This window comes from Desulfoluna sp. CLI2B (assembly GCF_056847375.1).
Genome location: NZ_CP186557.1, coordinates 1,733,945 through 1,759,333, shown reverse-complemented (window position 1 = coordinate 1,759,333; position 25,389 = coordinate 1,733,945). Strand labels below are relative to the sequence as shown.

General features: G+C 53.5%; 18 protein-coding genes and 1 pseudogene. 12 read left to right on the top strand and 7 right to left on the bottom strand.

What is annotated here, in order from left to right; all coding sequences use genetic code 11:
* Window positions 1–546 precede the first annotated feature (546 nt).
* The 6 genes from ACOYW2_RS08505 to ACOYW2_RS08480 all read left to right on the top strand — a co-directional run bounded on the left by ACOYW2_RS08505 (window position 547) and on the right by ACOYW2_RS08480 (window position 9,124).
* Window positions 547–1,491, top strand: a complete 945-nt coding sequence (locus tag ACOYW2_RS08505) for a hypothetical protein (protein ID WP_482770116.1) — start codon at window positions 547–549, stop codon at window positions 1,489–1,491.
* A 139-nt stretch (window positions 1,492–1,630) separates the two neighbouring features.
* A complete protein-coding gene (locus ACOYW2_RS08500) occupies window positions 1,631–3,583 on the top strand; it encodes an amidohydrolase (protein WP_482770115.1) in 1,953 nt (650 codons plus the stop codon).
* 537 nt (window positions 3,584–4,120) lie between these two features.
* Window positions 4,121–4,693 carry an esterase/lipase family protein gene (locus ACOYW2_RS08495; protein ID WP_482770114.1) on the top strand — a complete coding sequence of 191 codons (573 nt, stop codon included), beginning with the start codon at window positions 4,121–4,123 and terminating at the stop codon, window positions 4,691–4,693.
* Window positions 4,690–5,034, top strand: coding sequence for a hypothetical protein (locus tag ACOYW2_RS08490; protein WP_482770113.1), 345 nt, complete (start codon window positions 4,690–4,692; stop codon window positions 5,032–5,034). Before ACOYW2_RS08495 ends, ACOYW2_RS08490 begins: the two co-directional genes overlap by 4 nt.
* Window positions 5,035–5,100: 66 nt before the next feature.
* Window positions 5,101–6,243 carry a lipase secretion chaperone gene (locus ACOYW2_RS08485; protein WP_482770112.1) on the top strand — a complete coding sequence of 381 codons (1,143 nt, stop codon included), beginning with the start codon at window positions 5,101–5,103 and terminating at the stop codon, window positions 6,241–6,243.
* A 472-nt stretch (window positions 6,244–6,715) separates the two neighbouring features.
* Window positions 6,716–9,124, top strand: a complete 2,409-nt coding sequence (locus ACOYW2_RS08480) for a phosphatidylinositol-specific phospholipase C domain-containing protein (protein ID WP_482770111.1) — start codon at window positions 6,716–6,718, stop codon at window positions 9,122–9,124.
* A 491-nt stretch (window positions 9,125–9,615) separates the two neighbouring features.
* Here the strand turns inward: ACOYW2_RS08480 and ACOYW2_RS08475 are convergent, their stop codons facing one another.
* From ACOYW2_RS08475 to ACOYW2_RS08450, 6 genes are all read right to left on the bottom strand, one after another.
* A complete protein-coding gene (locus ACOYW2_RS08475) occupies window positions 9,616–10,149 on the bottom strand; it encodes a DUF2939 domain-containing protein (protein WP_482422537.1) in 534 nt (177 codons plus the stop codon).
* A 692-nt stretch (window positions 10,150–10,841) separates the two neighbouring features.
* The gene (locus ACOYW2_RS08470; RefSeq protein WP_482770110.1) at window positions 10,842–12,281 is read right to left on the bottom strand and encodes a DUF1254 domain-containing protein; all 1,440 of its coding nucleotides are present in this window, start codon (window positions 12,279–12,281) and stop codon (window positions 10,842–10,844) included.
* A gap of 163 nt (window positions 12,282–12,444) precedes the next feature.
* On the bottom strand, window positions 12,445–13,893 hold the full coding sequence (locus ACOYW2_RS08465) for a DUF1214 domain-containing protein (RefSeq protein WP_482770109.1): 1,449 nt from the start codon (window positions 13,891–13,893) through the stop codon (window positions 12,445–12,447).
* A 675-nt stretch (window positions 13,894–14,568) separates the two neighbouring features.
* On the bottom strand, window positions 14,569–15,297 hold the full coding sequence (locus ACOYW2_RS08460; RefSeq protein ID WP_482770108.1) for an esterase/lipase family protein: 729 nt from the start codon (window positions 15,295–15,297) through the stop codon (window positions 14,569–14,571).
* Window positions 15,298–15,417: 120 nt separating this feature from the next.
* Window positions 15,418–16,212 (bottom strand): hypothetical protein, encoded by a 795-nt coding sequence (locus ACOYW2_RS08455; protein ID WP_482770107.1) that lies wholly within the window; start codon window positions 16,210–16,212, stop codon window positions 15,418–15,420.
* Window positions 16,213–16,564: 352 nt separating this feature from the next.
* Window positions 16,565–18,085: a DUF1846 domain-containing protein gene (locus ACOYW2_RS08450; RefSeq protein ID WP_482416655.1), complete on the bottom strand. Its 1,521-nt coding sequence runs from the start codon at window positions 18,083–18,085 to the stop codon at window positions 16,565–16,567.
* Between the two features lie 700 nt (window positions 18,086–18,785).
* Between ACOYW2_RS08450 and ACOYW2_RS08445 the strand changes: the two are divergent.
* The 6 genes and pseudogenes from ACOYW2_RS08445 to ACOYW2_RS08420 all read left to right on the top strand — a co-directional run.
* Window positions 18,786–18,992, top strand: a pseudogene (locus tag ACOYW2_RS08445) (nitronate monooxygenase); the annotation flags it as partial.
* Between the two features lie 67 nt (window positions 18,993–19,059).
* On the top strand, window positions 19,060–19,812 hold the full coding sequence (locus tag ACOYW2_RS08440; protein ID WP_482770106.1) for an NAD(P)H-dependent flavin oxidoreductase: 753 nt from the start codon (window positions 19,060–19,062) through the stop codon (window positions 19,810–19,812).
* Window positions 19,813–19,930: 118 nt separating this feature from the next.
* On the top strand, window positions 19,931–20,638 hold the full coding sequence (locus tag ACOYW2_RS08435; RefSeq protein WP_482770105.1) for a BON domain-containing protein: 708 nt from the start codon (window positions 19,931–19,933) through the stop codon (window positions 20,636–20,638).
* Window positions 20,639–20,980: 342 nt separating this feature from the next.
* The gene (locus ACOYW2_RS08430) at window positions 20,981–21,505 is read left to right on the top strand and encodes an ATP-dependent zinc protease family protein (RefSeq protein WP_482770104.1); all 525 of its coding nucleotides are present in this window, start codon (window positions 20,981–20,983) and stop codon (window positions 21,503–21,505) included.
* A 3-nt stretch (window positions 21,506–21,508) separates the two neighbouring features.
* Window positions 21,509–23,020, top strand: coding sequence for a UUP1 family membrane protein (locus tag ACOYW2_RS08425; RefSeq protein ID WP_482770103.1), 1,512 nt, complete (start codon window positions 21,509–21,511; stop codon window positions 23,018–23,020).
* Window positions 23,021–23,022: 2 nt separating this feature from the next.
* Window positions 23,023–24,006, top strand: coding sequence for an alpha-L-glutamate ligase-like protein (locus tag ACOYW2_RS08420; protein ID WP_482770102.1), 984 nt, complete (start codon window positions 23,023–23,025; stop codon window positions 24,004–24,006).
* Between the two features lie 64 nt (window positions 24,007–24,070).
* On the opposite strand, the gene ACOYW2_RS08415 is transcribed toward ACOYW2_RS08420, so the two are convergent.
* Complete coding sequence (locus tag ACOYW2_RS08415; RefSeq protein ID WP_482770101.1) at window positions 24,071–25,336, bottom strand: OmpP1/FadL family transporter; 1,266 nt, start codon at window positions 25,334–25,336, stop codon at window positions 24,071–24,073.
* Window positions 25,337–25,389: the final 53 nt, after the last annotated feature.

Below are 25,389 nucleotides of genomic sequence, written 5' to 3'. Positions count from 1 at the left end.
GCAACATAAACCCCTGACGCGGGCTGCTCTCAGGCCTTCGCCAAGCGCTTTACAGGCCAAACGCGCGAGAGCCTGCCCATTCACTATCCATTACTCACAATTTCCTATTTTCCAACTACCCACCACCAGTCTTTCCTATTATTACTATTTACTCTCCAACCATCCACATCCCAACCCCATTCATTACTTTGCCTTGATCGAAACATCTATTGCAAGCCACATCTGACAGGAGAACAAAAAAAATCACACCATCAGCATTTGGCAAGCAAGAACGTTAACCCTCACAACATCAAAACAAAAAAACCACACTAACTACCTATGATACGTGAATTAAATAGCACCACTGATTATTCATCACTGGAGAGATCCCACCCCATAAAAAAACGTCATCTACCCCAAAAGGGGTAGTCCCAAACACTCAAAAATACCCCTTTTGGGGTATTGACGACCAAACATGAATATCTTACTCAGTACGCCACAAAAAAATCCACTTTCACAAATCAAAAGTACTTCTCAGACACCACAGAACCGACTCAAGGGGACTTTATGCAGGCTTACATAAAAAAAAACGTGGCAAGAAAAAGCAAAACAACATATATCCTTTTAGCATCATGGCTTATTGTTGCTTCGGCAATCTCCGCATCAGCAAAGATCCCCGACGCTATCGTGGATACACCGGAAGAACTGCTCACAGTAGAGCAAAAACCGGAGAGCCAGTCCTCCGAGGCCCTCTCAAAAGAACTCTCAAACCCGAACAACCCGCTGGCAAAGTTAACCCTGGAAAGCATCACGACCTTTTATCAGGGGGATCTTCCCGACAGCGACGATCAGGTGGGCAACCTGACTCTCTTTCAGCCGATTTTTCCCTTTCCGCTGACTGATGACGGTACCACCAACCTGTTTGTCCGACCGGCATTCACGTTCCTGACCGGTCAACCTACGTACGACCAAACCCAAGGCACATTCAACGAAACCACAAGCCTTGGTGACATGGGCTTTGACGTGGCGCTGGGACAGACCTATCCCAGCGGCTGGATCCTCTTAGGCGGCATCCAGGGAACGGTCCCGACGGGAACGAAAAGCGAACTCACCGGTGGTCAGCTTCGGTTGGGCCCGGAACTGGTTGTGGTTTATATCAACACAACAGGGTTTATCGGTGCGTTTCCTGCACACCAGTGGGATGTTACCGGCTGGAGGGATGAGTCCTTTTCAACCTCCACCCTTGAACTGTTTGGCGGGCTGTTTCTGGGCAATGGCTTAAACGTACAGACCAACCCGGTGCTCTCTTACAATTGGGAAGATGAACAATGGACCGTTCCGCTGAATATCACGGTCAAAAAAGTCATAAAAATGGGCAATCTTCCAGTGCAGGTCGGAGCGTCCATCGACTATTTTCTTGAAGCAAACGATAACTTTGGACCGGATTGGGCGTTTAGCCTGAGCTTTACACCCATCGTACCTAATTTTGTTTATTCATGGCTGACAGAGTAACGCAGGAAGCATGAAGAGACGCTGTCATCCCTGGCCACAGTAAAAAACTCGCATGTTCTCTCAAGTGCTTTGAAAACGCGATACACCGCCCATCGTACGAATAATACACACACGGCAATTACCCCCATAAAAGGAAATCATGATGAACATGAACAGCTCCCGGAAACGGCCGCCTCGACACCTCGTGGTGACAGTCCTTTTTTGTTTTGTTTGGCTTTGTTCCAACGCATTCGCAGCAGAGTCGTTGCAAAACCTGTACGACACGCCTGCCCCTCCCCCTCCCGGGGTGACCGTGTATATCGCCAAAGAGGTGGTGACCATGTCTCCCACCGTCAAAAAGGCATCCGCCATCGCTGTTCGAGACGGACGCATTATCGATGTCGGAGACAAAGCAACCTTACTTTCCCGATTCGAACATGCCAAGGGGCTGGTCGTGGACAAGACCTTTGCCGATAAGGTCCTGACCCCAGGCCTTATTGACCCTCACCTGCATTTCTGGCTGTTTGCCCTCGTGAGCAACACGCACTTCATTACCCCGGTGAGCTGGCAGCTCCCTTGGGGAGACGTTGAGGGGGTTGTGGGAGAGGCAGCTTACCTCAATCGTCTGAAAGAGCTTGAGAAAAGCCTCAAAAACCCTGACGAGCCTCTCATTACCTGGGGATACCATGCGGGCTTCCATGGAGAATTAAACAGAAAAAAACTTGATGACATCTCACGCACCCGTCCCATTATTGTCTGGCAACGATCGGTCCATGAATTTTATTTCAACAGCAAGGCTTTGGAGTTCCTGAAAATTAAAGAGTCCGACTGGAAAGGCCAAGGTGAAATGTCGGCCATGGCAAACTGGAAGGAGGGGCACGTCTGGGAAAAGGGCATGTATTTGGTGGTGTCAAAAGTGCTGCCGGTGATCGCATCAGAAGAGAAGTTCAAGACAGGCCTGAAGCGCACACTGGACTATGTGCATGCAGGGGGCGTTACCGCAGCCAGCGACCCGGGAGTTCAATTACCGGAGTCCATGATTATGCAGATGATCAGCACCCTTGAAAACAGCACCATGCCATTTGATTACTACCTAATCCCAGCGGGCAACGCACTTTACGACAAAAACGGAAAGGATGCCGACAAGGCCATCGCGGCAGCACGCAAGCAGGTAAGCAAACTGAGCAGCGAACACGTCAAATGGGTACCTGATCAAATCAAATTATTCACTGACGGCGCAATTTTTTCTCAGCTGATGCAGATGAAAAACGGCTATCTGGATGGGCATAAAGGCGAATGGATCCAGACACCGGAAGATTTTGCCGACAGTGCCTGGGCCTTCTGGAAAGAGGGGTACCAGCTTATTGTGCATCAAAACGGAGACATGGGCATGGAGCTCTGCCTGAACACCCTGGAGGGACTGTTGCACCGAGCCCCTCGATACGACCACCGTTTTCGCATCGACCATTTTGGCTATTCCGAAAAGCCGCAAGTGCTGCGGGCGGCCGAAATGGGCGCTGAGATCAGCTCCAACCCGTTTTATATCCACATGCTGGGAGAGTTGTACAGCAAGGTCGGTGTCGGCCCCGAGCGCTCCGAAGTGATGGTGCGCGGTCGAAGCGTCGTCGATGCAGGGGCTCATCTGTCATTCCATTCTGATTCCCCCATGGCACCGGCCCGCCCCATGCTTCTGGCCTGGGCCGCCGTGAACCGCATCGGTTTGTCCGGCAAAAAAGTCCTTGGGCCCAAAGAAAAGATGACCGTAGAGGAGGCTTTCAGAGCCATAACAATCGAAGCCGCCCACGCTATACGCAAAGAGAATGAAATCGGCAGCATCGATATCGGTAAAAAAGCCAATTTTGCCGTCTTTTTTGAGAACCCACTGAAGTCATCCCCTAAAAAATTGAAGGACCTGGCTATCTGGGGGACTGTTTTTGAAGGAAAGCCCTACCCCGTAAAAAAGATTGCCAAAGGACTGACCTTCACCCCGGGTGTTCAGCAAAGACTTCTGGAACTTGCCGAAACTGACGCCAACCTGTTTCACCACCAGGGGGATGCCTGCGTCATCAACCAGATGTTCCAGGCATTCTTTGCCATGCAGGATAAAAAGTAATCAATCTATTTGCCCTTGTGGCGGGATGTTTTCTGGTATTCCCGCCACACGTGGCAATGTGGAGCCCCCTGCTCTATTGGGCGTGAAGGAAACCGGCCGCAGCGCCTTGTTCGGTTTGCCCCGATATTTCACGAGTCGAGGCCCCCTCTTCAACGCACAAGAGTTTCAGACGTGGCCTGTATATTTCAACACACTGATAACGCGGACGATGTGTGCGACCGTCCCACAACACACCATACCCTTCATACACCAGCGGTTCCCGGTAACCATACCAAGAGCATGACCTGGGTCACAGGGCATCCCTACTCTCCTTGCAAAAACCACACACCACCCCCTACGTTCTTTCTCTCCCTCTGCAAAAACTCTTGAGAGCCTTATAGGATAAAGCAATACAGTACACAAAGAAATACCTATCACCGTATCCAGCCTTCGCTATATTGAGATAAACCCCCGAGTTTTGTTGACAAGGCATTTCAATTTGGTTAGTCATAAACCATTGTTCACAAATTCTACGCATAACCACTAAAGGACTAACCAATGAACAAGATACTTTATATTCTTACAGCTGTACTTTGTTTATACTCTTCACCCTCACTCGCATTCGAAAATAAAAGTTGCGAGACGAAATACCCCATTGTATTTGCCCACGGGTTTGCGGTTCAGGAGGATATGCTGGGGGTACTTGATTATTTCTATGGTGTGGAAGAAGCGGTTCAGGCAAGAGGAGGCAAGACGTTGACCACCAAGGTTAACAGCATGGACAGCGCGGCCAATAAGGCCAGAGAATTCTCGCGTCAAGTACGCGAATATGTGAAGGCCAACAACCTTGAAAAGGTCAATATCATCGGACATTCCCACGGAGGTGTCTACACGCGCTATGCCATCAGCCTGTTGGGGCTTGATGACGTGGTGGCATCGCTCACCACCATCGACTCCCCTCACAGAGGATCGTCTGGGCCGGATATCGTTCTTGAGCTCTGCCGCGCAGCAGACTGGGCCCTGGGATCATCCCCCAAAACAGTCGAACGGATTGTCGGGAAAACCATCACAATGATTTACGGCAGCTTTCTGGGCGACAACAACCACGCGCTACGAACGCCTACAACATGACCACCGATTACATGGTCAACGAGTTCAACCCCAAGGTCCCGGACCATGCGGATGTCTATTACCAAAGCTATGCCGGCGTCATCAAGTACCTCTCCCCTTCGAATGCCTGGGCAACGATTCTGTGGCCTGCCATCGGTCTACGAGAAGGCGCAAATGACGGATGCGTGTCTGTCTGGTCTGCCAAGTGGGGAACATATCGTGGACGGGTCAAGGGAGCATGGTGGTCCAATGGTGCAGATCATATGCGAATCATCGGGCACCCCTTTGGCGTAACCCCCGGTTTTGACGCACCTGCGTTTTATGTAGACATTGCAGAAGACCTCAAAAAACGCGGATTTTAGGCACGATTGAACCCGTAAGATCCACGGGAATGTTTGACACCTCCTTTTTCGATGTCTGGATACACGATGAAAAAAAAGGCCACCGGCATAGTTGTCCTTTTCTTAGTGGGGCTTGCATGGTCTGTGTTAAGCCTGCAGACGAGCTCGCCCCCATCAGCTTTAAACTCAAAAACGGCCATCTCTGACCCTGCGCACGCACGCGGACAGAACGGTGGAAAAGAGGCCTCAAGTTCCCTTTTGCCGTCCATAAGCCGCAAGGCAGAAACAATGGCGGAGGAGCTGGACACAGGCTCGATTTCCCTGAACCTCTTTCGTTTCATGGATAAAGAGTTCAGCGGAAACCCCAAGGACCTTCACGGGTCTTTTGAGCAAATGAAAGAACTCCTGGCATCCTTCATGCCCGAAGAGAAGGCCTCAGAATTCATGGAAGCTTACCGCGCTTATGTGGAATGCGAAATGTCACTGTCGGCGCAAGGCGTTCCGGGCCTCATGTCCGGAGACGTTGACACGGTTGTCGATGCCCTCAGGCAGGTTCAGAATTTCAGGCGTAAACACCTTGGTACAGAGCTTGCCGATACCCTTTTTGCTGCTGAGATAAAGGCACAAGAGTATGCCGTACGACGAGGCGGAATTGTGCATGCCCCGGATTTGTATGGCAGTGAAAAAAAAGCGGCACTGGAGCAGCTCAACCTGAGCATGTGGGACAATGAGGTGTCTCCCGGCGACGCTGACAGGCCAAATTTCGACCTCTATCGCGAGGCGCTCACGATTTATGGAAAAGACCTGTCTGACTTGGATTCCCGGGGTGACAAGGATGCGCTCATCGCGAAAATACGAGCGACATACCTGCCCCAGGATGCTGTCGCGCAGCTGGAAGAACTGGATGGGCAGTTTGAGGAAACCTTGCGGCGGGAAGACGACTATGCGCAAAAAGAAAAACAAATAGTAAGCGACGGGTCCCTGACCGACCAGGAAAAAGAGGAGACCCTTTACCGCCTCCAAAATGACATCTTCGGGCATGAGGCTGACCATTTCAGGGCGCGGCGGCATTTGAGCCGCCTCAACAAGCTTCGGCTTACCCAAAAAAGAGAGAGAGAGAGAGAGGGGGCGCGGCCCAACGACCGGATACCGCTAAAGATGGTGCCTCGTAACCCGAACTTAAGAAACAACCATCTAAAAGAAACATATCATGATTTCAGACACCAATGATAAACATACGCAATCTGAAAAAAGCCGGAATAACCCATTTGTGCGTCATGGTGCAGCATCCACAAGGCGGTTTTTTCAGAACGCACGGACAGTTCCCCTACCCAACGCCACATAGCCCAATGTCATCTGCAGAGGCCTTCGATACTGGGCATCATGCGTTGAATGCCTTACTCCTGATTAGCCTCTCCGAAGAGCCTTTTCCGCGGGCTGGTACCCCGGTACAGTGCCTGGGGACAGTAAAGCAACACACCCACTGCTTTTTGATACATCGAAGGGTCTGGCCCCCTTTTTCTGCTGTTTCCCTACTTTACACAACACTTTGGAGGATATGGTATGAAGAGAGACAGATCATCACCACTGCCTTTTCGGTTTGTTGATTTTTTTCCCCTTCGGCACTGGTACTCCTTACCACAACTACCAGGCCGTTGGTAACCAGGCAGAGTGGATGGCCCGTGTCTCGGGAGACATCCGAGTGAGTGAACTGTCCCTTCCCGGAACCCACGACTCAATGTCAATAAGCCCCGGTGATATATGGCAAAACCAGACCATGACATTGAACCAGCAATTACACTCCGGTATTCGTGTATTTGATATGCGAACTCGCCATATCAACAACACATTCCGAATGCACCACGGAATAATTCCGCAGCCCACCTATTTTGACGATGTACTCAACGATATAGATGCTTTTCTCACAGCGCATCCTACCGAAGCCATACTGTTCCGTTTGCGACCCGAGCATACGGCATCCGGCAACAGTCGAAGTTATACCGAGACCCTGGATGAGTACCTTGCCGATCACGGTTCCCGCCGCTATACCGGCCCTAGCGACAACCCCATGCTGGATGAAATTCGTGGGAAATTCGTTATCCTGCAAGAATTTGTCGGAGACGACTATGGTATTCCGTACGGCAACCTCGATATCCAGGATCGCTACGCCCTGTCTACGAACTGGGACCTTTACGATAAGTGGGAGTCGGTGAAAACCCATATCGACAAAGCGACCAATGGCTGCAGAAACACCATTTACATGAACTACCTGAGTGGTAGCAACGGGGCCTTCCCCTATTTTGTCGCAAGCGGCCACTCAAGCCCGGGGACATCCGCCCCACGCCTGGCGACGGGGTTAACCACCCCGGGCTGGCGACATTCTTATCCTGATTTTCCGCGAACCAACTGCTTTCTCGGGATGTGCACAATTTCGTTTGAAGGTACCAACACCCTGACCGCCGACTACATTGAGCACGGTGGTTTCACGGGCATGATTATGACGGACTTCCCCGGAGAGCGCTTAATCAACAATATCATCAACTTGAACGACCTGTCCGATTATGCGTATACAGAATTTCCCTGGGGGCAAGCCACGGATCAATGTGTCAATCTGTGTGCCGGAGGCACCTGCCTGGTCGAAGGAGATCACTTCTCTGAAGGCGAACCGACACCGAAAAGCGCATTAACCGTTGTCAGTTACAATGTACTGCGCCCTACAGCCGAACGGATTCAACAGCAAATAAACTGGATGAAAGAGACATTTGGGGACCAGGGCCCGGATGTCATCCTCCTGAGTGAAACCGTTCGCGGAAAAAGCTGCGGTGACGGTCGCAACACAGCCCGAGAATACGCCAAGGCGTTTCAGGCCTATTATGTGAACGCCAACGAAGATGGCGCACATGCAGGGTGTCAGACCGGCAATGCCATTGTCTCCCGCTTTCCCATGGGCAATGTGGCGAAAGTTCGCTTTAAGGCGCAACACTCTGACTTTGGGGGCAAAGCGGAAACAGACAGTGGCCGTTCATTTGTCACTGCAGATATCAAGGTAGGGGATGATTTGGTTCATGTCTACTCGACCCATTCCGCCTCCCCCTTTGGCATCGCCGGAGACAAAGCACGCCGTGCTCAACATGCCGAAATGGTCTACCACGCCAAGAGCAAGCCCTTTACTCGGATTCTTGGAGGCGATTTGAATGCCGTTGGTCATATATTCGCCGACCCTTTGGGTCTGCATGACATCTCATTAAATCCCTTTTTTGATGATAACTATACAGATGCGCACGATGATCTGCCGACCCATCGCCGTATCACCTCCGAAGCCGGACTTGTGGAAAACGACTGGACATTATTGCTTGATTTTATTTTCATCAAAGGGGGAAAGGTTCTGAACTCCGACCTATGTGGCCCGGAGTGTCGTGACAGCAGTGTCCTGTCCGACCATGTGCCCATCTGGGCAGACATTGAATTTGAAGAGAGTAACCTGGCATCATTGGGTGGTGGTATCCATATAGCCGATGATTATCGTCTTCCGGTCAAGCATGCTTCTGGCTTTGACTGCATCTGGACGGATGCAGGCTCCGGTGCGGATGACGATGTCTCCATCTGGCGACCCAATACACCGGAAGGATACTACCCATTGGGCGATTACGCTATCGCAAACCACCACCAGAAGGGAAACCCATCGGTGTTGATTGCCAAAGACGATGGTAGTGGGGCACTGGCAAAGCCGCTGTCGTATACACGAGTCTGGACCGACAAAGGGTCCGGCGCAGATGAAGATGTCACTTTCTGGCGTGCTGTGCCCCCGGCCGGTTATCGGGGGTTGGGCCTGGTGGCCACCAATGGGGAATCACCAGGCAGCGACGACATGCGCTGCGTATGGCGCGGATTTTTGACCCAAGGCGGTCATGCCCAGATCTGGAACGACTCTGGTTCCGGTGCAGATGAAGACGTCGCTATTTTCCAGGCTTACGCTTACAGCAGCGAGTATGCCGTTGCGCCGGGAACCTTTCAAGCCACAGGCAGTCATAACCATGCCGGCAACTTCAAAGCCTATCAAACACTAACCCGAGGCAAGATCACATTTTCAGAGGAGACCGAGGTACACTAAGGAGGGATGACACCATCACTCCGACCGGAGGCATGTCAGTTGGCAACCCATGATGAAACGCTGTTTGGATCTTTTGAGACATAACCCGAATATTTCACGAGTCGAGCACACCCATATGCAACACCATAAAGAGCCTGTCCCCTGTTTCTGCTGTCTCTGCGGCGGGTCGACCCCCGCCGCACAAGGCAACTCAAAATGCCTGTCCCCGGATTGCTGCCACACGAGCGGCAGTGTTCACTCACCGCCGCTGGATACGGTTTATCCCATCGTTAAGAAAGGTGGCCTCGTTCCATCAGGGCCTGAGCAGCTGCCCCAACTGTTTTTTTCATTGTTTTTGAGAAAAGAGTACCTCTTTAAAGCATACGCCAGCGCCCAGGTACACAGTTTGTTTGACGGTCTCATTGGGCGGCTACCTTGCCCATTTAAAGGGCAAGGCATTTTACCTCTCTCTATGGGGAATTCCAGTAAAGGCCTCTCCGGAAGTCAGATTTTTATTCCGGCAAAGGTAAGCGTAATGCAGTGAGTCTCCATGAAATAAAACCATACCTTTTGAATATCATTTTTACGGGGTCTTCGGGTAAGTCCTTTTCTTTGACCGTAACTACAAAGCTATTAAAATTGCCATACTTCATTGTTATTTCGGTGTTTTTATCTGTGTTATGATTAACGTTTTCGTCTTCTCCAGATATGTTATCTAGCTCAGGCTTTCCGCCTTCCATAATCATCGCCAAGCTTTCAGGCGTTACAAGGTTATCAATCATAGGATTTATGAAAGCCGCAGCTAATGAGGCACCCAAAGCGCCAAAAGGATTATCACTCATGTCTATTGCCATCATGGCATTAAAGTTAGCCTTTAAACTTTCTTTGAGAGCCGGGAAATCGACATATTCAGACAGCGCATCCGCATCTCGATTTTCTGCGGCCTCTTTCATATTATATACAGCCCAATATGGTGTAAAATAAAAGCAAACACTTAATACGATTACAGTCAGCCAGATCAGTACAGATTTAAATCTCTTATTCATCCTATCCCCTTATTTCTCTGCCGAATACCTGCTTCACCCAACGGGAGTCTTAGTACGACAGTGTTTCATTTTTGACAACCTTCGAGCGACGAAGATGGCCAAAATACATAACGATAGCCCAGTAGAAGACTTGAAATTGCTTAAAAAAGCCGCCACACGGTAAACCATCCCTCTACCTGAACAGCAAAATCAGCATCCCTTCATACCAACACACTCAAACCAAAAGGAAAGCATCGCAGCCTTCCGGTAACTTAACCAAGTAAAAACGAAGGAGACCACGATGCAGGGCTATTATGAAAAATCAATGCGCGCTTTGCAACCGGCAAATGTGGAAAAGATCAGCCAGAAGGCTTATACACGATCTGTCCGCAAGTTTACCGGTTATAACATAAGGAGCCTGTTTCTTACTGCTGTTCCTCCTGTTCCGGCCCCCTTTTTCCCTGCCCACATCTCGAAAAAAAAGGCTCACCTCGTGAGCCCGAGGTGAGCCTTTGTTTGACAGCGCGTACTATCCTTCAATCTGCGAGACAGAAAAATGAAGAACGACAAGTTAATGGATTGCCTTCGCTCCGCATCAGCCACTACCTCAGTTACAGTCAATCCCCCGGTTTGCAAAGGCTGAAGATCGAACACCAAAATATGACATCACATCAAAAACATCTTCCACTGACATCCGTGTGCTTATGAGGCTCTCACTCCTCAACTCTTCGAATGTCTGACAGAACAAAGCTCTTATCAAAAAAAGCTTGCTCAGGACCATACAACCTGAAAAGCACGAAGAAGTCCTCCCCCTTGAGAACAGGCATGCAGTTAATCTTGCCATTGCAGTCGCTGGACCAGTTAAGGATTGTAGAACCATCACTCTCTCTTGTGATCTCCTGCTCGTTGGAAGCAATGCCCACCCTGTCTGACTCTCTGATGTAGCTGCCATCCTTTGTCGCGTAGGTCAACATGGACCAAAAACGTTTTGCAGGCACTTCAGCTGGGATGACGATGGTGTAGTCATTGTCTCCATTCAACTTATTCCCTTGAACGTCCAGGGCACCTTTTATATAAGTTGTTGATTTGCTCTCAGCTAATGAGGCTGGTGGTGCGAAATAAAAAAAGAATGTTGCTCCTCTGGATTGATAATCATTCCAGTTCGGGCTGACATAGGTTGCCATTGTGCTCACCATTTCCACAGGCACTGGAAGTGCCCACCGTGATTGACCCGGCCAAAGCTCAGGCGCAAAATAAACCACATCGTCCATCATTTCTATATGAAGTTGTTTCGCCGCAGCCTCAAGCAGACTTCTTTGTTTCGGAGAAGGCTCGAAGGGCTTTCCCTTCTCTATACCGAGTGATTTCATCATGCCATAGAAAGCTTTTTCGTCTGCCCTGATAACTTCGCTCTGAATCATAGCATTTGCGGCTTCCCAGAAGCGCATATCAAACTTAATCGTAGCATCGTAGACTTTTCCATACAGATCTATGAATGTTGTCTCCGTCGAAGGCGCTTCCAACGGATAGAACTTAAGTTTTCGAACATATTCCTGATGCTTTTGCATGTCAGCCACTGACGTTGTTTTTGTCAGGGAACGAAATGAGATATAGCCTTTATTTGTTTTCTGCTCAACAACGATAAACCCGTCGACTTGCCCTTGATACCCCTCCGGAACAACAAGGTATTTCCCCCCTTTGCCCTGATCTGCGCCATCCGGACCGACATCTACCATCGGTTTATGCCAGGAGTCCAGAAAAGTCCCAAAAAATGAATTTGTCTCCGTGGCGGGTGGTACTTCCAGAACCACTGGGCCGGTCTTGCTCAAATCATGATACGTATGGATATAGGGTGAATTGTTGTTTCCGGTAACCATGCGAGCACGCCAATCCATTGGCTGACTATAGAAATAAATAGTAAGTTCGTCACCACCGTATGTCTGGAATGCTCCTTGCGCCATTTGGTAGTACATAACTTGAGGCATAATCCAGGTTCCTGCCTCAACGGCCCGCCTCTGGTATCGCTGCTCTAAAATCTCGTCATGGGTTATGTTTGTGGTTGAAGGAAGTTCAGGGCCTGAGGCACAGGCAGCCACAGAAACAAAAAAAGATAATACCATTAAGATCCTTGAAAAAGGCATCTTTTTCCCCATGAATTGACTCCTTCTTTTTTTGTACCTGCTGTGTCAGGTCAGTTATCCCGTTTCCCCATTGGCTTTGCGGCTGATCCAAATCCTATCCAGGTCAATTCTGATACGGAAAATGCGGATGCGTCTTCATCGTTGCAATTTATTGTGATCCTGCCACGGGCCCTGCTTACTCGACCAATTCAATATCGTTCAGCTCGAAGCTTCCGTCGAAGAGTTCAGGCTTGGGCCCGTAAAAGCGGCCAAGCAGGAAAAAATGCCGATCAGGGTCGGTGCGAAGCCAATTGCCCTTTTTATCTTTCTCCGGCTTGGGGCCGAAATAAATATCGACAGAGCCATCGGCGTTTTTTTTCACGTCTTTCATTGTGGAATCGATGCTGCTCTTTTCAATGTTGCGCAGGTAAGAAGCCGTCTTCAAATCATATGTCGTGACGGACCAGAAATTTTCTACCGGGACATTGGGCGGCATCACAAGCTTGTAGTTCTTGCTGCCGTCAAGCCATTCGCCATCGGGTGTCTCCGCCAGGTCCAGGTAAAAGGTTGCTGTACCATAGTTTTTGATGCTGGTGATGATCGCGTAATAGAGAGCACCCCGGGCCTGGTAATCATAGTAGGAAGGAAACTCATACCGCCACTCGGTCTCACGGGACCCGGGCTCAGGCACCAGGCTTGACCATTTTTTGCCTTTCCACATCCATGGATTCAAATTCCGGTGATACTGTTCAATCATGTAATCCAGTGCTTCTGGGCCAGCCTTATCGAATATGGCCTGTCGCTTTGGGTCCGGCTTGTATGCCTCGCCCTTTTTGATCCCGAGGTGCAAGATTGTCATCATCATGGTGAGGTCGCGATCCAGAACAACTTCCTCCTGGATCATCTCATGGATGTGCTGATAAATGGTTCCGTCCATCTTGGGCGTCATCTCAAGCATCTTACCGTAGACGTCCACGTACTTTGACTTTATGGGGCTGTCAGCATTTGCTAAAGGATAAATCTTAATCTGCTTCGTGAGTGCCGTTGCCTTTGCCAGGTTGTCCTTGGTGGCGCCCCCAGCCAGAATGGGACGCAGGACCGCAAAGCCGTAAAAAGTCTCCTGCTCGTAAACCATCGCTTTTGGAAGAAGCTTACCGTCATACCCGGGTGGAATCAGCAAATACTTCGCTCCAAGTCCCCGGTCACGCCCTTTGGCACCCACATCCTCAAGGGGGCGCTGCCAGGCATCCATGAGCGTTCCGAAAACGCCCACCCCGTCAGCAGATGCCGGCATTTCAACCACCACAGGGCCATTCTTGAAATTCCAATACATATGGATATAGGGTGTTGTGTTGTTGGGTGTCGCGGTCTGGAACCTCCAGTCCTGAAGCTTTGAGTTATACCCCACATCGTTTGGGCCTACCCCGTTGTCGGCCAATGAGTCCCGGTAAAACTTAAAATTCATCAGCGGCATGGCCCAGACGGCGGCATCAATAGCACGATGGTAGGTCATTCGATCAGCCAGGTTGGCCTTGGATATATCAAACCCCTCCGCCCCTGCTCTGGCGGTAACGGTTACCGCCATCGTCATCAGAAAACCTAAGATCACTAAACTGCTTACGCTCCCTGGGCCTTGTTGTTTCATTTTTGGTTCTCCCTCATTTTGATTTACTTGATGTCGAAATGCTCCCGTAACCGCAACGCATATTGGCCCCCGCCGAGCAGACCAATGAAGCGTACCCCAGGCTTCGTACAGAAACCGTGGTTAACACACTGCAAACCGATGCCATTGAATGTATAGAAGGGCCCATGAAAAACGGATCAAAGAGTAAGGAAGGGAGATCGAAAGGAGACGAAACCAATGTCACGTCAGCAGGCGCGAAACTGCACCAAAAGGGAATTTATTCCATGGGTTGAAAAGCGCCCCAGAAAGGCCTTGGGCTTCCAAAGAGAATACCACACCATCAACAAAACCCAAACATCCCATTGAAAATATAAGCACCTCATATAGCTTGAATTACGATGATTTATCTAAAATAACACCAGCAGCTGGATGGGACGATGGAACCGCTTCGGTGGTTAACCCGTCGATGATGGGGACGCTTCGGGTTTGCCAACCCTACCCATGGCCACGACAGCATCCAGACAGGCGTTTTCGATGGGGCACTCTGGAAAAGAAGATTGCCCTTTGTCACACCTATCCCGTCCCCCCAACAACCCGTTCCATCCATTCGTTATATGCTTAACGGTGCTCCACGGGCACAGCCCGTCAGTACATGTGATGCCCCTGAGAAGCAAAGGGACAAAGCATGTGCGGACCCTACGCCCCAAAATGCCCGGTTTCCAGAAACCTCAACGTCTCGTGAATGGCTGTTTTGTTTTTCATGATAAAGGGATGGGTGGCGGGGATGGCGAGAAAATCGGTCATGCCGGCGACAGGGGCCTTGCTTACAGCCACTTTACCGTCGTCGGGACCGGGAATCAGGGCGGAGAGGATAAAATTGATGGTGCGGGTGCCGGTGAGGACGCCCACGGGGAAGGTCACAGGCCCGAGGGTGGCAGGGAGCTGATGGGGACCGGTGCCGAGCTGGTTTCCTGCGGGGCCGTTGATGAGTGTAAAGAGACGGAGCCGCCCCAGTTTGTCCACCACCTCGCTGCCCTGGTTGGGAGGACTGAGCATGACGGCGCGATATGGCGGGTCGATAAGCTCCTCTTTCACCAGATACCGAAGGACAATCCCGCCCATGGAATGGGTGACAAAGGCGATGGAGCCGCCGTTGGCTTCAGAAAAGACATTCACTATAGGGGCCACGTGGTCCCGGCAGAGGACCTCCACCGGGTAATCGGTGGAGGGGTAGTCGATGTTGAGGGTCGGATAGCCTGCGGCCTGGAGGGCTTTTTCCATCTTTTCCATGGACGAGGCGGACCGCGCCAGGCCATGGAGAAGAACCACGCCGCTGGGGTGAATCGGGGCTGTATCCGCCGGATGAGTAGATGCCGTGCAGAGAATTAAAAGGATACTGAAAAAACAGGCCACGCCATGTTTCATCACTTGACCTCCAAAAGAATGTTCCCGTGTTAACGCAGGCACAACAACGCAGCATAGCGATGCCCCCCTCCCTCGCCCTTCGCCCTTCGCCCTTCGCCTTTCGCCTTTAGCCCTTAGCCTTTAGCCCTTTCCCTTCCACCCTCGAACAGCACCCATCACCGCCTCTTCCACCACACAGGCCCGCTCGGGAAGCAAGGGATCCACCAGCACCCGCACCGTGCTGCCCCTTTTCTTTCCGTGCCAGCTTTCGTCAGCCACCACCACGGTGGAGCCCTTCACCGCCCTGCCCTCTTCTGTGACGCCGGTGAAGGCGACCTGCATTCGGGTTGCGGTAAAGGGCACGCAGTAAGCCGAAGAAAAGGAGTCCACGGTGCCGTTGATCAAAGCGCCCCGACGGTAGAGCCGCCTTTTGGCGGCAGCACCCACCCAGGCATAAACCAGAAAAGGAATGCCCATCATGGCAAAGATGCCACTGATGACGGCAATGGCCCACCCGGGAAAGACCACCGGAGGAAAATCGGGAAGAATGGAATCGCCACCTGAAACGAGGGCTGTCAGGGCCTGGCCGGGTTTGAGGCCGTAGCCTGCCTCAGCCATGGTCTGGACCGTGTCGATGACAGAAGCACCGTTTTCCCTGTAGCTGTAGGTGATACGCACTGGATTGCGGTGCTCGATGGTGATGCGTGTCACCGGCTTGATATCCACCACCGTGGCGGTAACCGGCCTGCCCTTTTCAAGGAGGGAATCAAAGTCCGGCCCCTTACCGTCCATGGAGGTGATGAGCCAGCTGAGCAGGACAAGGGTAAGGACGGGACAAACCGCCAGCATGAGCCCCACCCCAAGGGCGCGGGGTCGGTCCAGTAAAAACCGGATAAACAGACCGGCGGACACATGCCGGGAACTCGAACGGTTCATTACAGGGTCTCCTTTAATAAGAATAAACGCAATGCCCCCCACGCTGAGGATCGCCAATGCTTTAGGGTTATGCCATCATGGCCCATCGAGGCTCCAGGTAACGCTGCATGCCGAAACACACTCGTATCACAGCTAACGAAAAAGACAAAAGGTGTTCTTTGTTCCAGCGCACATGGAACCCATCTCGCGGCCACAAAAAAAACGCACAGGAACATAAGGTGCTCCGGTGCGTTTCTTTGTGGTGTTCTTATATAAGGTCCAGGGCAACGCTTCACCCGAGCTTGCCGCCCGGGAAATCATGTTTCTCCCATGGCCCTGTTACTTGTAAATCTATGCCCTATGACCTGTTTCTTTAGGCCGTATACAGGTTGTTGGACGAAAAGAGGGGGTCGGTGGTGAGGTAGACACCCAGTCGCCTCAGGCCAGCCTCGTCCCCGGGGGTGGGCATATGGGTCATGTGCATCTCACAGCCTTTAAACTCCTTGAGCCCTTCCATGGCCAGCTGCACCGCGTGGTTGCTGGTGGCGCTGATGGCCAGGGTGATGAGGGTCTCCTGGAGGTCCAGGGAGAGGTTCTTTTCTCCCAGCACATCGGTCTTAAGGTTGTTCACCGAGTCCACGGTGGCCTGGGGAAGGAGCTGGATCTTACCGGGAATCTCCGCCAGGTATTTGAGAGCACGCACAATGGCGCTGGCTGCGGCGTGCATGCGGGGAGAGTTGGAGCCGGTGATGATGGTGCCGTCTTTCAGCTTGATGGCGGCACCGCAGTGGAGCCCTTCGTTGCCCAGACGTGGGTCGGACTTGGCTTCTTCTGCGGCTCTTCGTGCAGGACCCACCACGGAGCGATCCTCTTCGGTAAGGTCAAACTCCTTCATCAGGAGTTCGGCGCGCTGAACCGTGTCTTTGTCCACCATGCCCAGGACATACTCACAGCGGTAACGAAGATAGCGCCGGATCAGCTCCTGCTTGGAGGCATCCTTGGCCCCCTCGTCATCAGCGATGGCAAAGCCCACGCGGTTCACGCCCATGTCCGTGGGAGAGAGGTAGCAGGACTCATCGCCGGTGATCTTCTGGAGGATCCTCTTGAGCACGGGAAAAACGTCCACGTCCCGGTTGTAGTTCACCGACTTGGTGTCGTAGGCCTCCAGGTGAAAGGGGTCGATCATGTTGACGTCGGCCAGGTCTGCCGTGGCCGCTTCATAGGCGATGTTAACCGGGTGCTTCAAGGGCAGGTTCCAGACGGGGAAGGTCTCGAACTTGGCGTAACCGGCCTGGATACCGTGCTTATGATCATGGTAAAGCTGGGAAAGGCAGGTGGCCATCTTACCGCTGCCGGGACCGGGTCCGGTGACGATGACCAGGGGCTTTTCGGTCTTTACGTAGTCGTTGACTCCGTAGCCCTCGTCGCTGACGATGGTCTCCACATCTGTGGGGTAGCCCTTGGTGAAGTAGTGGGTGTAGACGTTGATCCCGCGGCGTTCCAGTTTGGTCTTGAAGAGCACGGCGGCAGGCTGATTCTCAAAACGGGTGATGATGACGCCCCGCACTTCGATGCCCCACTCGGAAAGGTCGTCGATGATCTTGAGGATGTCGGTCTCGTAGGTGATCCCGAAGTCGGCGCGGACCTTCTTGCGTTCGATGTCCCCGGCGTAAATGCAGATCAGTACCTCGGCCTGGTCTTTGAGCTTCTGTAGAAGGCGTATCTTGATGTTGGGGTCATAGCCCGGAAGCACGCGGGCGGCATGGTAGTCGAACATCAGCTTGCCGCCGAACTCCAGGTAGAGCTTGTTGTCGAATCGTTCAATACGCTTCCGGATCTCACCGGCCTGCTCCCGCAGGTACTTCTCATTATCAAAAATCTGATTTGCACTCATAATCAAAACCTCAAGGGATCGGTTCTCAAGCCGTGATGAGCACGCAGGAATTCTTTAGACACAGCAAAGCTGTGCCGCAATACCGGCATGTATCATTCAAACGACTCTTTCAGGGGGTTGGCACGATGGTCCCAAAAAACGCAGGACCCCGCCGCAACGGAACACTGCATGATGGCCGCTCCGCCACAAGTCACTGCCTGGACGGTGCGGTCGTCTCATCGACTTTGCAAGACGACATCTAAACTCAGCCCGGAACCGGGTTAAGGGGTGGTGAACGGGTTATCTATTGCCATAACGTTTGGGGATTACCATAGGTGGGAGGCAACTGCAAAGAAGATTCTTTGCCTCCCTCCGAGGAGCGTTCCTGTAAAAATCCTGTAGAAAGCCCAATGACGGGCGGTCCGGGGTTTGAGCCTGCAACGGGGAAAAAATGAAAGAGACACCCGGGGGCCCCCGGGCAGGGAAACACCGGTTCTGTAAAGGGCCGATGACGCCACCCGAAAGGGGGAATCCACAGGCCTTCCCTCCAGGAAAAATGGATACTTCCGGCGCCCATGCCTCCATGACCACGCCATGGTCCACGGGACGCGCCCTATCATTGACCCCATTTCCAAGCTTGTGCTAACGTATAGTCATCTCAACATATTTCACTCAGCACGTCCCGACATCCCAAACCCGTTCAACCCGCAAAGGACACCCCATGAAGACACGCATGACGGATCTCTTCGGATGCAGGTACCCCATTCAGTGCGGCGGTATGCTCTGGATCGCCAAACCCTCCCTGGCCGCGGCCATCAGTAACGCGGGTGCCCTGGGAAACCTCACCTCGGGAAACTACAACAGCTCAGACGACCTGCGGGCCGCCATCGATGACACCCGGCGGCTCACGGACAAGCCCTTCATCGTCAACATCACCACCATGCCCTCCATCCGCCTTCCCGTGGAGCTGCTTCAGGACTTTTTCCGGGTCTGCTGTGAAAAAAGGGTCACGGCCCTGCATCCCGGTGCCCGGCGAACCGTTCGGGCCCGAATTCATCCCCATGGCCAAAGAGGCCGGGGTCAAGGTGCTGCACAAAGTCGGAACCGTCAAACACGCGGTGCACGCCCAGAAGGTGGGCTACGATGCCGTCACCATCGCAGGGTTCGAGGAGGGGGGATTCCCCCACATGGACAATGTCTCCACCCTGGTGCTGGTACCCCGGGTGGTCTCCGAGGTGGACATCCCCGTCCTGGCCGCAGGGGGCATGGCCACTGGCCGGAGCCTGGCAGCAGCCCTTTCGTTAGGTGCCGACGGCATCATGATGGCCACGCGGTTCCTTGCCACCCGGGAGAGCGGGGTCCACGCCAACATCCACAAGGTGCTCATGGAAAAAAAAGAGAACGACACCTCCCTGAACCTCCAGTCCCTCTTAAGCGCCTTCGGCCTTCAGGTCCGGGCCCTGTCCAACACCGTCATGCGCCAGGTGGCGGAGGTGGAGCAAAAAGGCGGGGACCTCACCGACCTTTTGCCCCTCATCTCCGGTGAACGTGCCAAGGCCGTCTGGAAAGAGGGAAACGCAGAAGAAGCCATGCTCACCATCGGTCAGTCCGTGGGGCTCATCGAGGACATCCCCGGTGTTGACGAACTCATCCGACGCATGATCGAAGAGGCCCGGCAGGCCCTTGCTGAAGCCGTGGGTCTCTTGTCCGACCCCGAAGAGACGTTACGCCGGAAAAACTCGGCTTGAGGGGTTCGAGCAGCCCCTTTTGTAAGGGTTCGAACCCTTGATGCCCCCGATGGAAGCAGGCTGAATGGTATCAGAAAATGCACCTGATTTTTGCGGGAACTGCATGAAAAAGTTATATATGACAGCCACAGCACTGGTTCTTTTACTGATGACCTCCTGCAGCGTGGGGTCGGCCATACGCAGTGGGGCTCGAACTGTTTACAAAACCGCCGTGGACGAGCGGAGCATCAAGCACATCCTGAACGACAAAAAGCTCACCGCCCTGCTCATGGAAAAAATCCTGGCCGATGATGTCACTATGGTCCTGGATGTCTCGGCCAAGTGCTACTACGGCTACCCCTTTATCGTGGGGCAGTGTGACACCCTGGGGGAGGCTGAGCGCCTCGTGACCATCGCCCGACAGGTCACGGGCAAGCCCCCGGTGCCCTACATCCTGAAAAAAGGGGACGAGCGATTCTGCGCCATCACCGACGACCTGCGCATCACCACGGAACTCAACGCCAGGCTGGTTGCCGACAGCGCCATCTTCTCCACCAACGTGTATGTCAAATCCGTGCAGTGCCATGCCGTGCTCCTGGGGGTTGTCGGCTCGGACAGGGCCGTGCAGGCCGCCGAGTATCACGCCCGCCACACACCGGGAGTCAAAAAGGTGCGCTCCTTTCTTCTGTCCACGGGAACCGGCAGGTCCTGGGAATCTGTCCTGGACACCATCGCCGAAATGGCCATGAAAGATGATGAGGAATTGATCACCGACGATCAATCCGAGGCACCGGCCCCACAGCCCCCTGGCCAAGCCCCGGTAGAGAAGGCCGCCCCCTTGCCGTGACGTGGCCATACCCATGTCAACCACCCGTTTTCAATGCGGTACACACATCGTTTTTTCATTGAATCGCCCGGCCATATCGCGTATGTTTTTCTTAATCAAACTGAGAAGTTAAAGCAATCCAGCCATTCCATACCGTGACAACAAAGTCGACTCACGGTGTGACCCCGACACAAAAAAGAGCATTCAAACCCACCGCCCGACCCGGCCATTGCCCTGTCCCCTGGCATCCCCCCCTTATTTCTGCGCCTGCCGGGCCGTCGCACCTAAGTATCACTCAGCATGTTTGGCCAATTTACGCATGACAGAAGTCTCTTCACCCCAAAAGAAGGACAGCGTGCCTCCATGAAAAAAACAGCCTTTGTGTTCACCCGTCTCGTCATCGCCTCATCTGTTGCCATTCTGTGCGTCTCCTGCGCCGGGCACCGGTCTCACCCTGACATCCCGTCAGACAAACGGGTCATCGGCGAGGTGGAACCGGTGACCCTTGTCAAGGCGGGTATCACTCTGCCTGCACGTATTGACACGGGGGCAACGAGCTGCTCCCTGGACGCCACGAACATCGAGCGCTTCGAACGCGACGGCAAAAAATGGGTCCGTTTTACCCTCACCGTAGTGAAGTTACGTGCGCACAAGCTGGATAAGTCGTCCCGAACCGTCAAAATCACCAGGCATGGAAAGGAGAGCCAGGAACGGCCCGTGGTCAAAATGAAGGCCTTGCTCGGGGGCGTTGCCCTCTACAAGGAGTTTACCCTTACGGATCGTTCGGAGTTTACCTACCAGGTGCTCATCGGGCGCAATTTTCTGGAGGGTGAGTTCATTGTCGACGTGACCCTCAAAAACGTCACCACCCCCATGGGCGAGGAGTAACTCATGAAACAACGAATCCAGATCATCGCCATCATCGTCGTACTCATTGCCCTTGGGGCAGGGGCCGCCGCATACAAGCACATCAAGCTCGGCTTTCCCTTGTTCCCGGAGCAAAAAGAGACGGTCTGGACCATTGAGGCGACCATCACGTTCACGGCCCTCGGCGGCCCCGCGCAGGTCTCGGTCAACATGCCCAAAACGGATTCGCTCTCCATCACGGGCAGGCAATCCGTGACCAAGGGGTATACATTCGAACGGATGAAAGACCAGGGCGTCTGGACCACCGACAAGGCAGACGGCGATCAGAAAATCTTTTTCCGAACCACGGCATACCGCCATGCAAAGGACGTCAGGCTGAAACCCGGCGCCATGCAAACAACGCCTCCCCTCTCCTTTACGGGCCCTCAACAGGCCGCTGCCACCAACATTGTATCGGAAGCAAAAAAAACAGAGGACCAACCGGTTGATCTTGCCGATACCATCCTCAATGCCCTCAACGACCCCCTGAACGAGGACGCTGCATTGCTCCTCTCCCATGCGGAGGAGCACGGCGGCAAGTACATCCTTGCCAGCGGCCTTATCAACATGGCGGGGGTCAAGGCAAGGAAGGTCAAAGGGCTCAAGCTCTCGGAAGGCAAGAAAAAACAGACCCTCAAAAGTTACATCGAGTTTCTTGACGGCGACAGGTTAAAGCTCATCAACCCGAGAACCGTGGAAGTTGAAGAACGAAACGAATTTCTTCTCTGGAGATACGGCAACGACGCCATCCTCGATATCACCGGTGGCACTGGGGGAAAGATCACCTTTGCCACCCTTGAAAGGACCGTCTCCGCACAAAGGGCCGCCGTCACGCACGGGAAATTCAACAAACACATGCTCATCGATTTTTCCATCTACAGCCTCCCCGTCTCCCAGCAGAACACCTTCAAGCTCCTGCTGCTCATCCCCATCGGTGCGCTCATCGTGGTGATCCTTCGCAACCTCGTGGGAATCCAGACCTCAGGGACCTTCATGCCCATCCTCATCGCCATGGTCTTCCTCGAAGTCAACCTCCTGGCAGGACTGGCTCTGTTTCTGCTCATCGTCGGGGTCGGCCTGTTTCTGCGCTCCTACCTCAGCAGCCTCAACCTCCTGCTCGTGCCCAGGATTTCAGCGGTTCTGGTCTTTGTCATCATCATCTATGTGGCCATCAGTGTCATCAGTATCAAAATGGGATTCGAAGCGGGCCTGAGGGTCACCTTTTTCCCCATGATCATCATCTCATGGACCATCGAACGCATGTCGGTGCTCTGGGAGGAAGAAGGCCCTCGGGATGTCCTGATCCAGGGAGGAGGCAGCCTCTTTTCCGCTTCCCTTATCTTCCTTGCCATGCAGAGTAAACTCATCGGCCACCTGGCCTACTCCTTTCCGGAGCTGCTGCTGGTGGTCCTGGCCGTGATCATCATGATCGGGAGCTATTCAGGGTACCGGCTCACCGAACTGCGCCGGTTCGAACCCCTTGCCGGAGGGAAATGACCATGTTCTTCACCTCTCCTTCAAAGCTGAAAAAGGCGGGCATTGTGGGCATGAATCGCCGCAACGTGGTGATGATCGCCCAGAACAACCCCAGGCGGCTCTACCCCCTCGTGGACGACAAGCTCAGGACCAAAATCATCCTGGAAAAGGCGGGTATCTCAGCACCGAAGCTCCTCGGCGTGATCAAAACCCAGGGTAATGTGGGGGAACTGGAAGATTTTCTGGAAGGGTGCCCGGCCTTTGTGATCAAACCGGCCAGGGGAAGCGGCGGGAAGGGGATCCTCGTCATCAGCGGCCGCCAGGGGCGGGATTTCCTGAAACCCGGCGGCGGTCTTGTTACCCTTACCGAGGTCAAACGTCACGCATCCAACACCTTGAGCGGCCTTTTCAGCCTGGGCGGCAGCAATGATGTGGCCATGATCGAAGAGATGGTGGAGTTCTCCACTGCCTTTGACGGGTTTTCCTACCAGGGAGTTCCCGACATTCGCGTCATTGTGTACAAAGGATACCCTGTGATGGCCATGACCCGTCTCTCCACCGCAGCATCGGACGGCAAGGCCAACCTTCACCAGGGGGCCGTGGGGGTGGGCATCGATATCGGGACAGGCAAGGCCCTGAAAGCGGTTCAATTCGGCCGCCCCCTCACTCACCACCCGGACACGGGCAAAGACCTCTCCACCTTTGTTGTGCCGGACTGGCCCAAATTTGCAGAGCTGGCAGCCCGGTGTTACGACATCACCGACCTGGGGTACCTCGGTGTGGACATTGTACTGGACAGCACCAAAGGCCCCATGATCCTGGAATTGAATGCCAGGCCCGGCCTTGCCATCCAGATTGCCAACGGCACCGGTATCCAGCCCAGGGTCACCTGCATTGACGGTGAACGCCACACCCAACGCACGCCGTCGGAAAGGGCCCTGTTTGCCATGGACACCTTTTCGGCCCATGGCAACGCCCCCCAGCTGCCATCCGAAGCGCAGCTCTGATCCCGCCTCTTTTCCCGAGTCCGGGCACCGGTCCTCGACGCCTCTGTGGAGGACCGGTCTCTTTTTAAAACTTGTAATTAAAATTCACGGCAAAGGCATGGATCTCATTGGTGGCGTAATCACCCCGAAGGGTGCCGCGCAGGGGCTCGCTCTCAAGATCAATATTGGCCGCCCCCGCATCAATGAACTCATAGGCCGCCCCCACGGTCATGTCTGCGTTGATATCATACTGAATCCCGGTACCGATCCGTACCTGGCGATCCAGCGGGGTATCCGGTGTTCGTGTGGTTCTGTCCAGGGGCGAGGTGTCGTAGGCCATGCCAAAGGACCAGAGCCAGGGGTCGTCAAAACGGTACTGGGCACCCAGGGCAAAGTGCCAGGTGTCGTCATAATCATGGTCCTGGGTCAGGCTCGTGGACGTGTTCGAACGAAACGTCAGGGTCTGCTGTCCGAAGGCGCTCCAGTCCTGCCAGCCGACGTTGGCCATAATTGCCCATTGCTCCGAAAGCTCAAACACCCCGCTGGCCATGATCGCCTGGGGAATATTCAACCCCAGATCCACGGTGCTCCCAACGAGCCCCAGGCTTTCCAGCAGCGCCTGCAACCCCGGTCCCACATTGGTCAACGTCGCAGAATCCTTGAACTCCATCTCCACCTCCGAACGGTAGGTCAGCCCAAGGCGGAGCTTATCCATGGGCTCCACGAGAACGCCCAGGTTGAAGCCAAATTCGGTGTCGTCTTCCTCAATACTCAGCTGGCCATCCGCTCCGGGCTCTAGATTGGCCAGGGCCACCTTCTGGTCCAGCTCTCCGTAGACCAGGCTGATGCCGAACCCCACGGACAGCATATCATTGACCCGGTAAGAGACCCCGGGGTTGACCGCATAGGTGATGAGTTCAGCCTCCTGGATAAAGTAACGCCCGGCCCAGTTGGCACCGTAATCCAGCCCCAGGCCGAAGTAGGACCCGGTGGAAATGCCCAGGCTGACATCGTCGTTGAGCTTGTGCACGTAATTAAAACCAAAAATCGGAACAAACTCCCCGGCATCGCCGCCGTCCCCCCCGCCCTTGCTCGACTCATACGAAGAAAACTTGGCTTTGACCTCCAGTCCCACCAGGGCGAGCATGAGCTGGGACCGATCGAGGCGGGACATGCCGGCCGGGTTAAAACTTGCCGTGGAGGCATCATTTGCCAGGGCCGCGCGACCGGCCTGGGCCGTGCCCATATCCGGTGTCCCGGCCTCATAAAGCCAGACCCCCCCGCCAAAGGCCGCCTGTGCCGAAAGAAACAACAACCCAATACCCACCCATAGCCATCCCATAATTTTCATAGCGTCACCTCTGAGGAAATGATGGATTCAAATAAACAATCTCGCGTATTGGC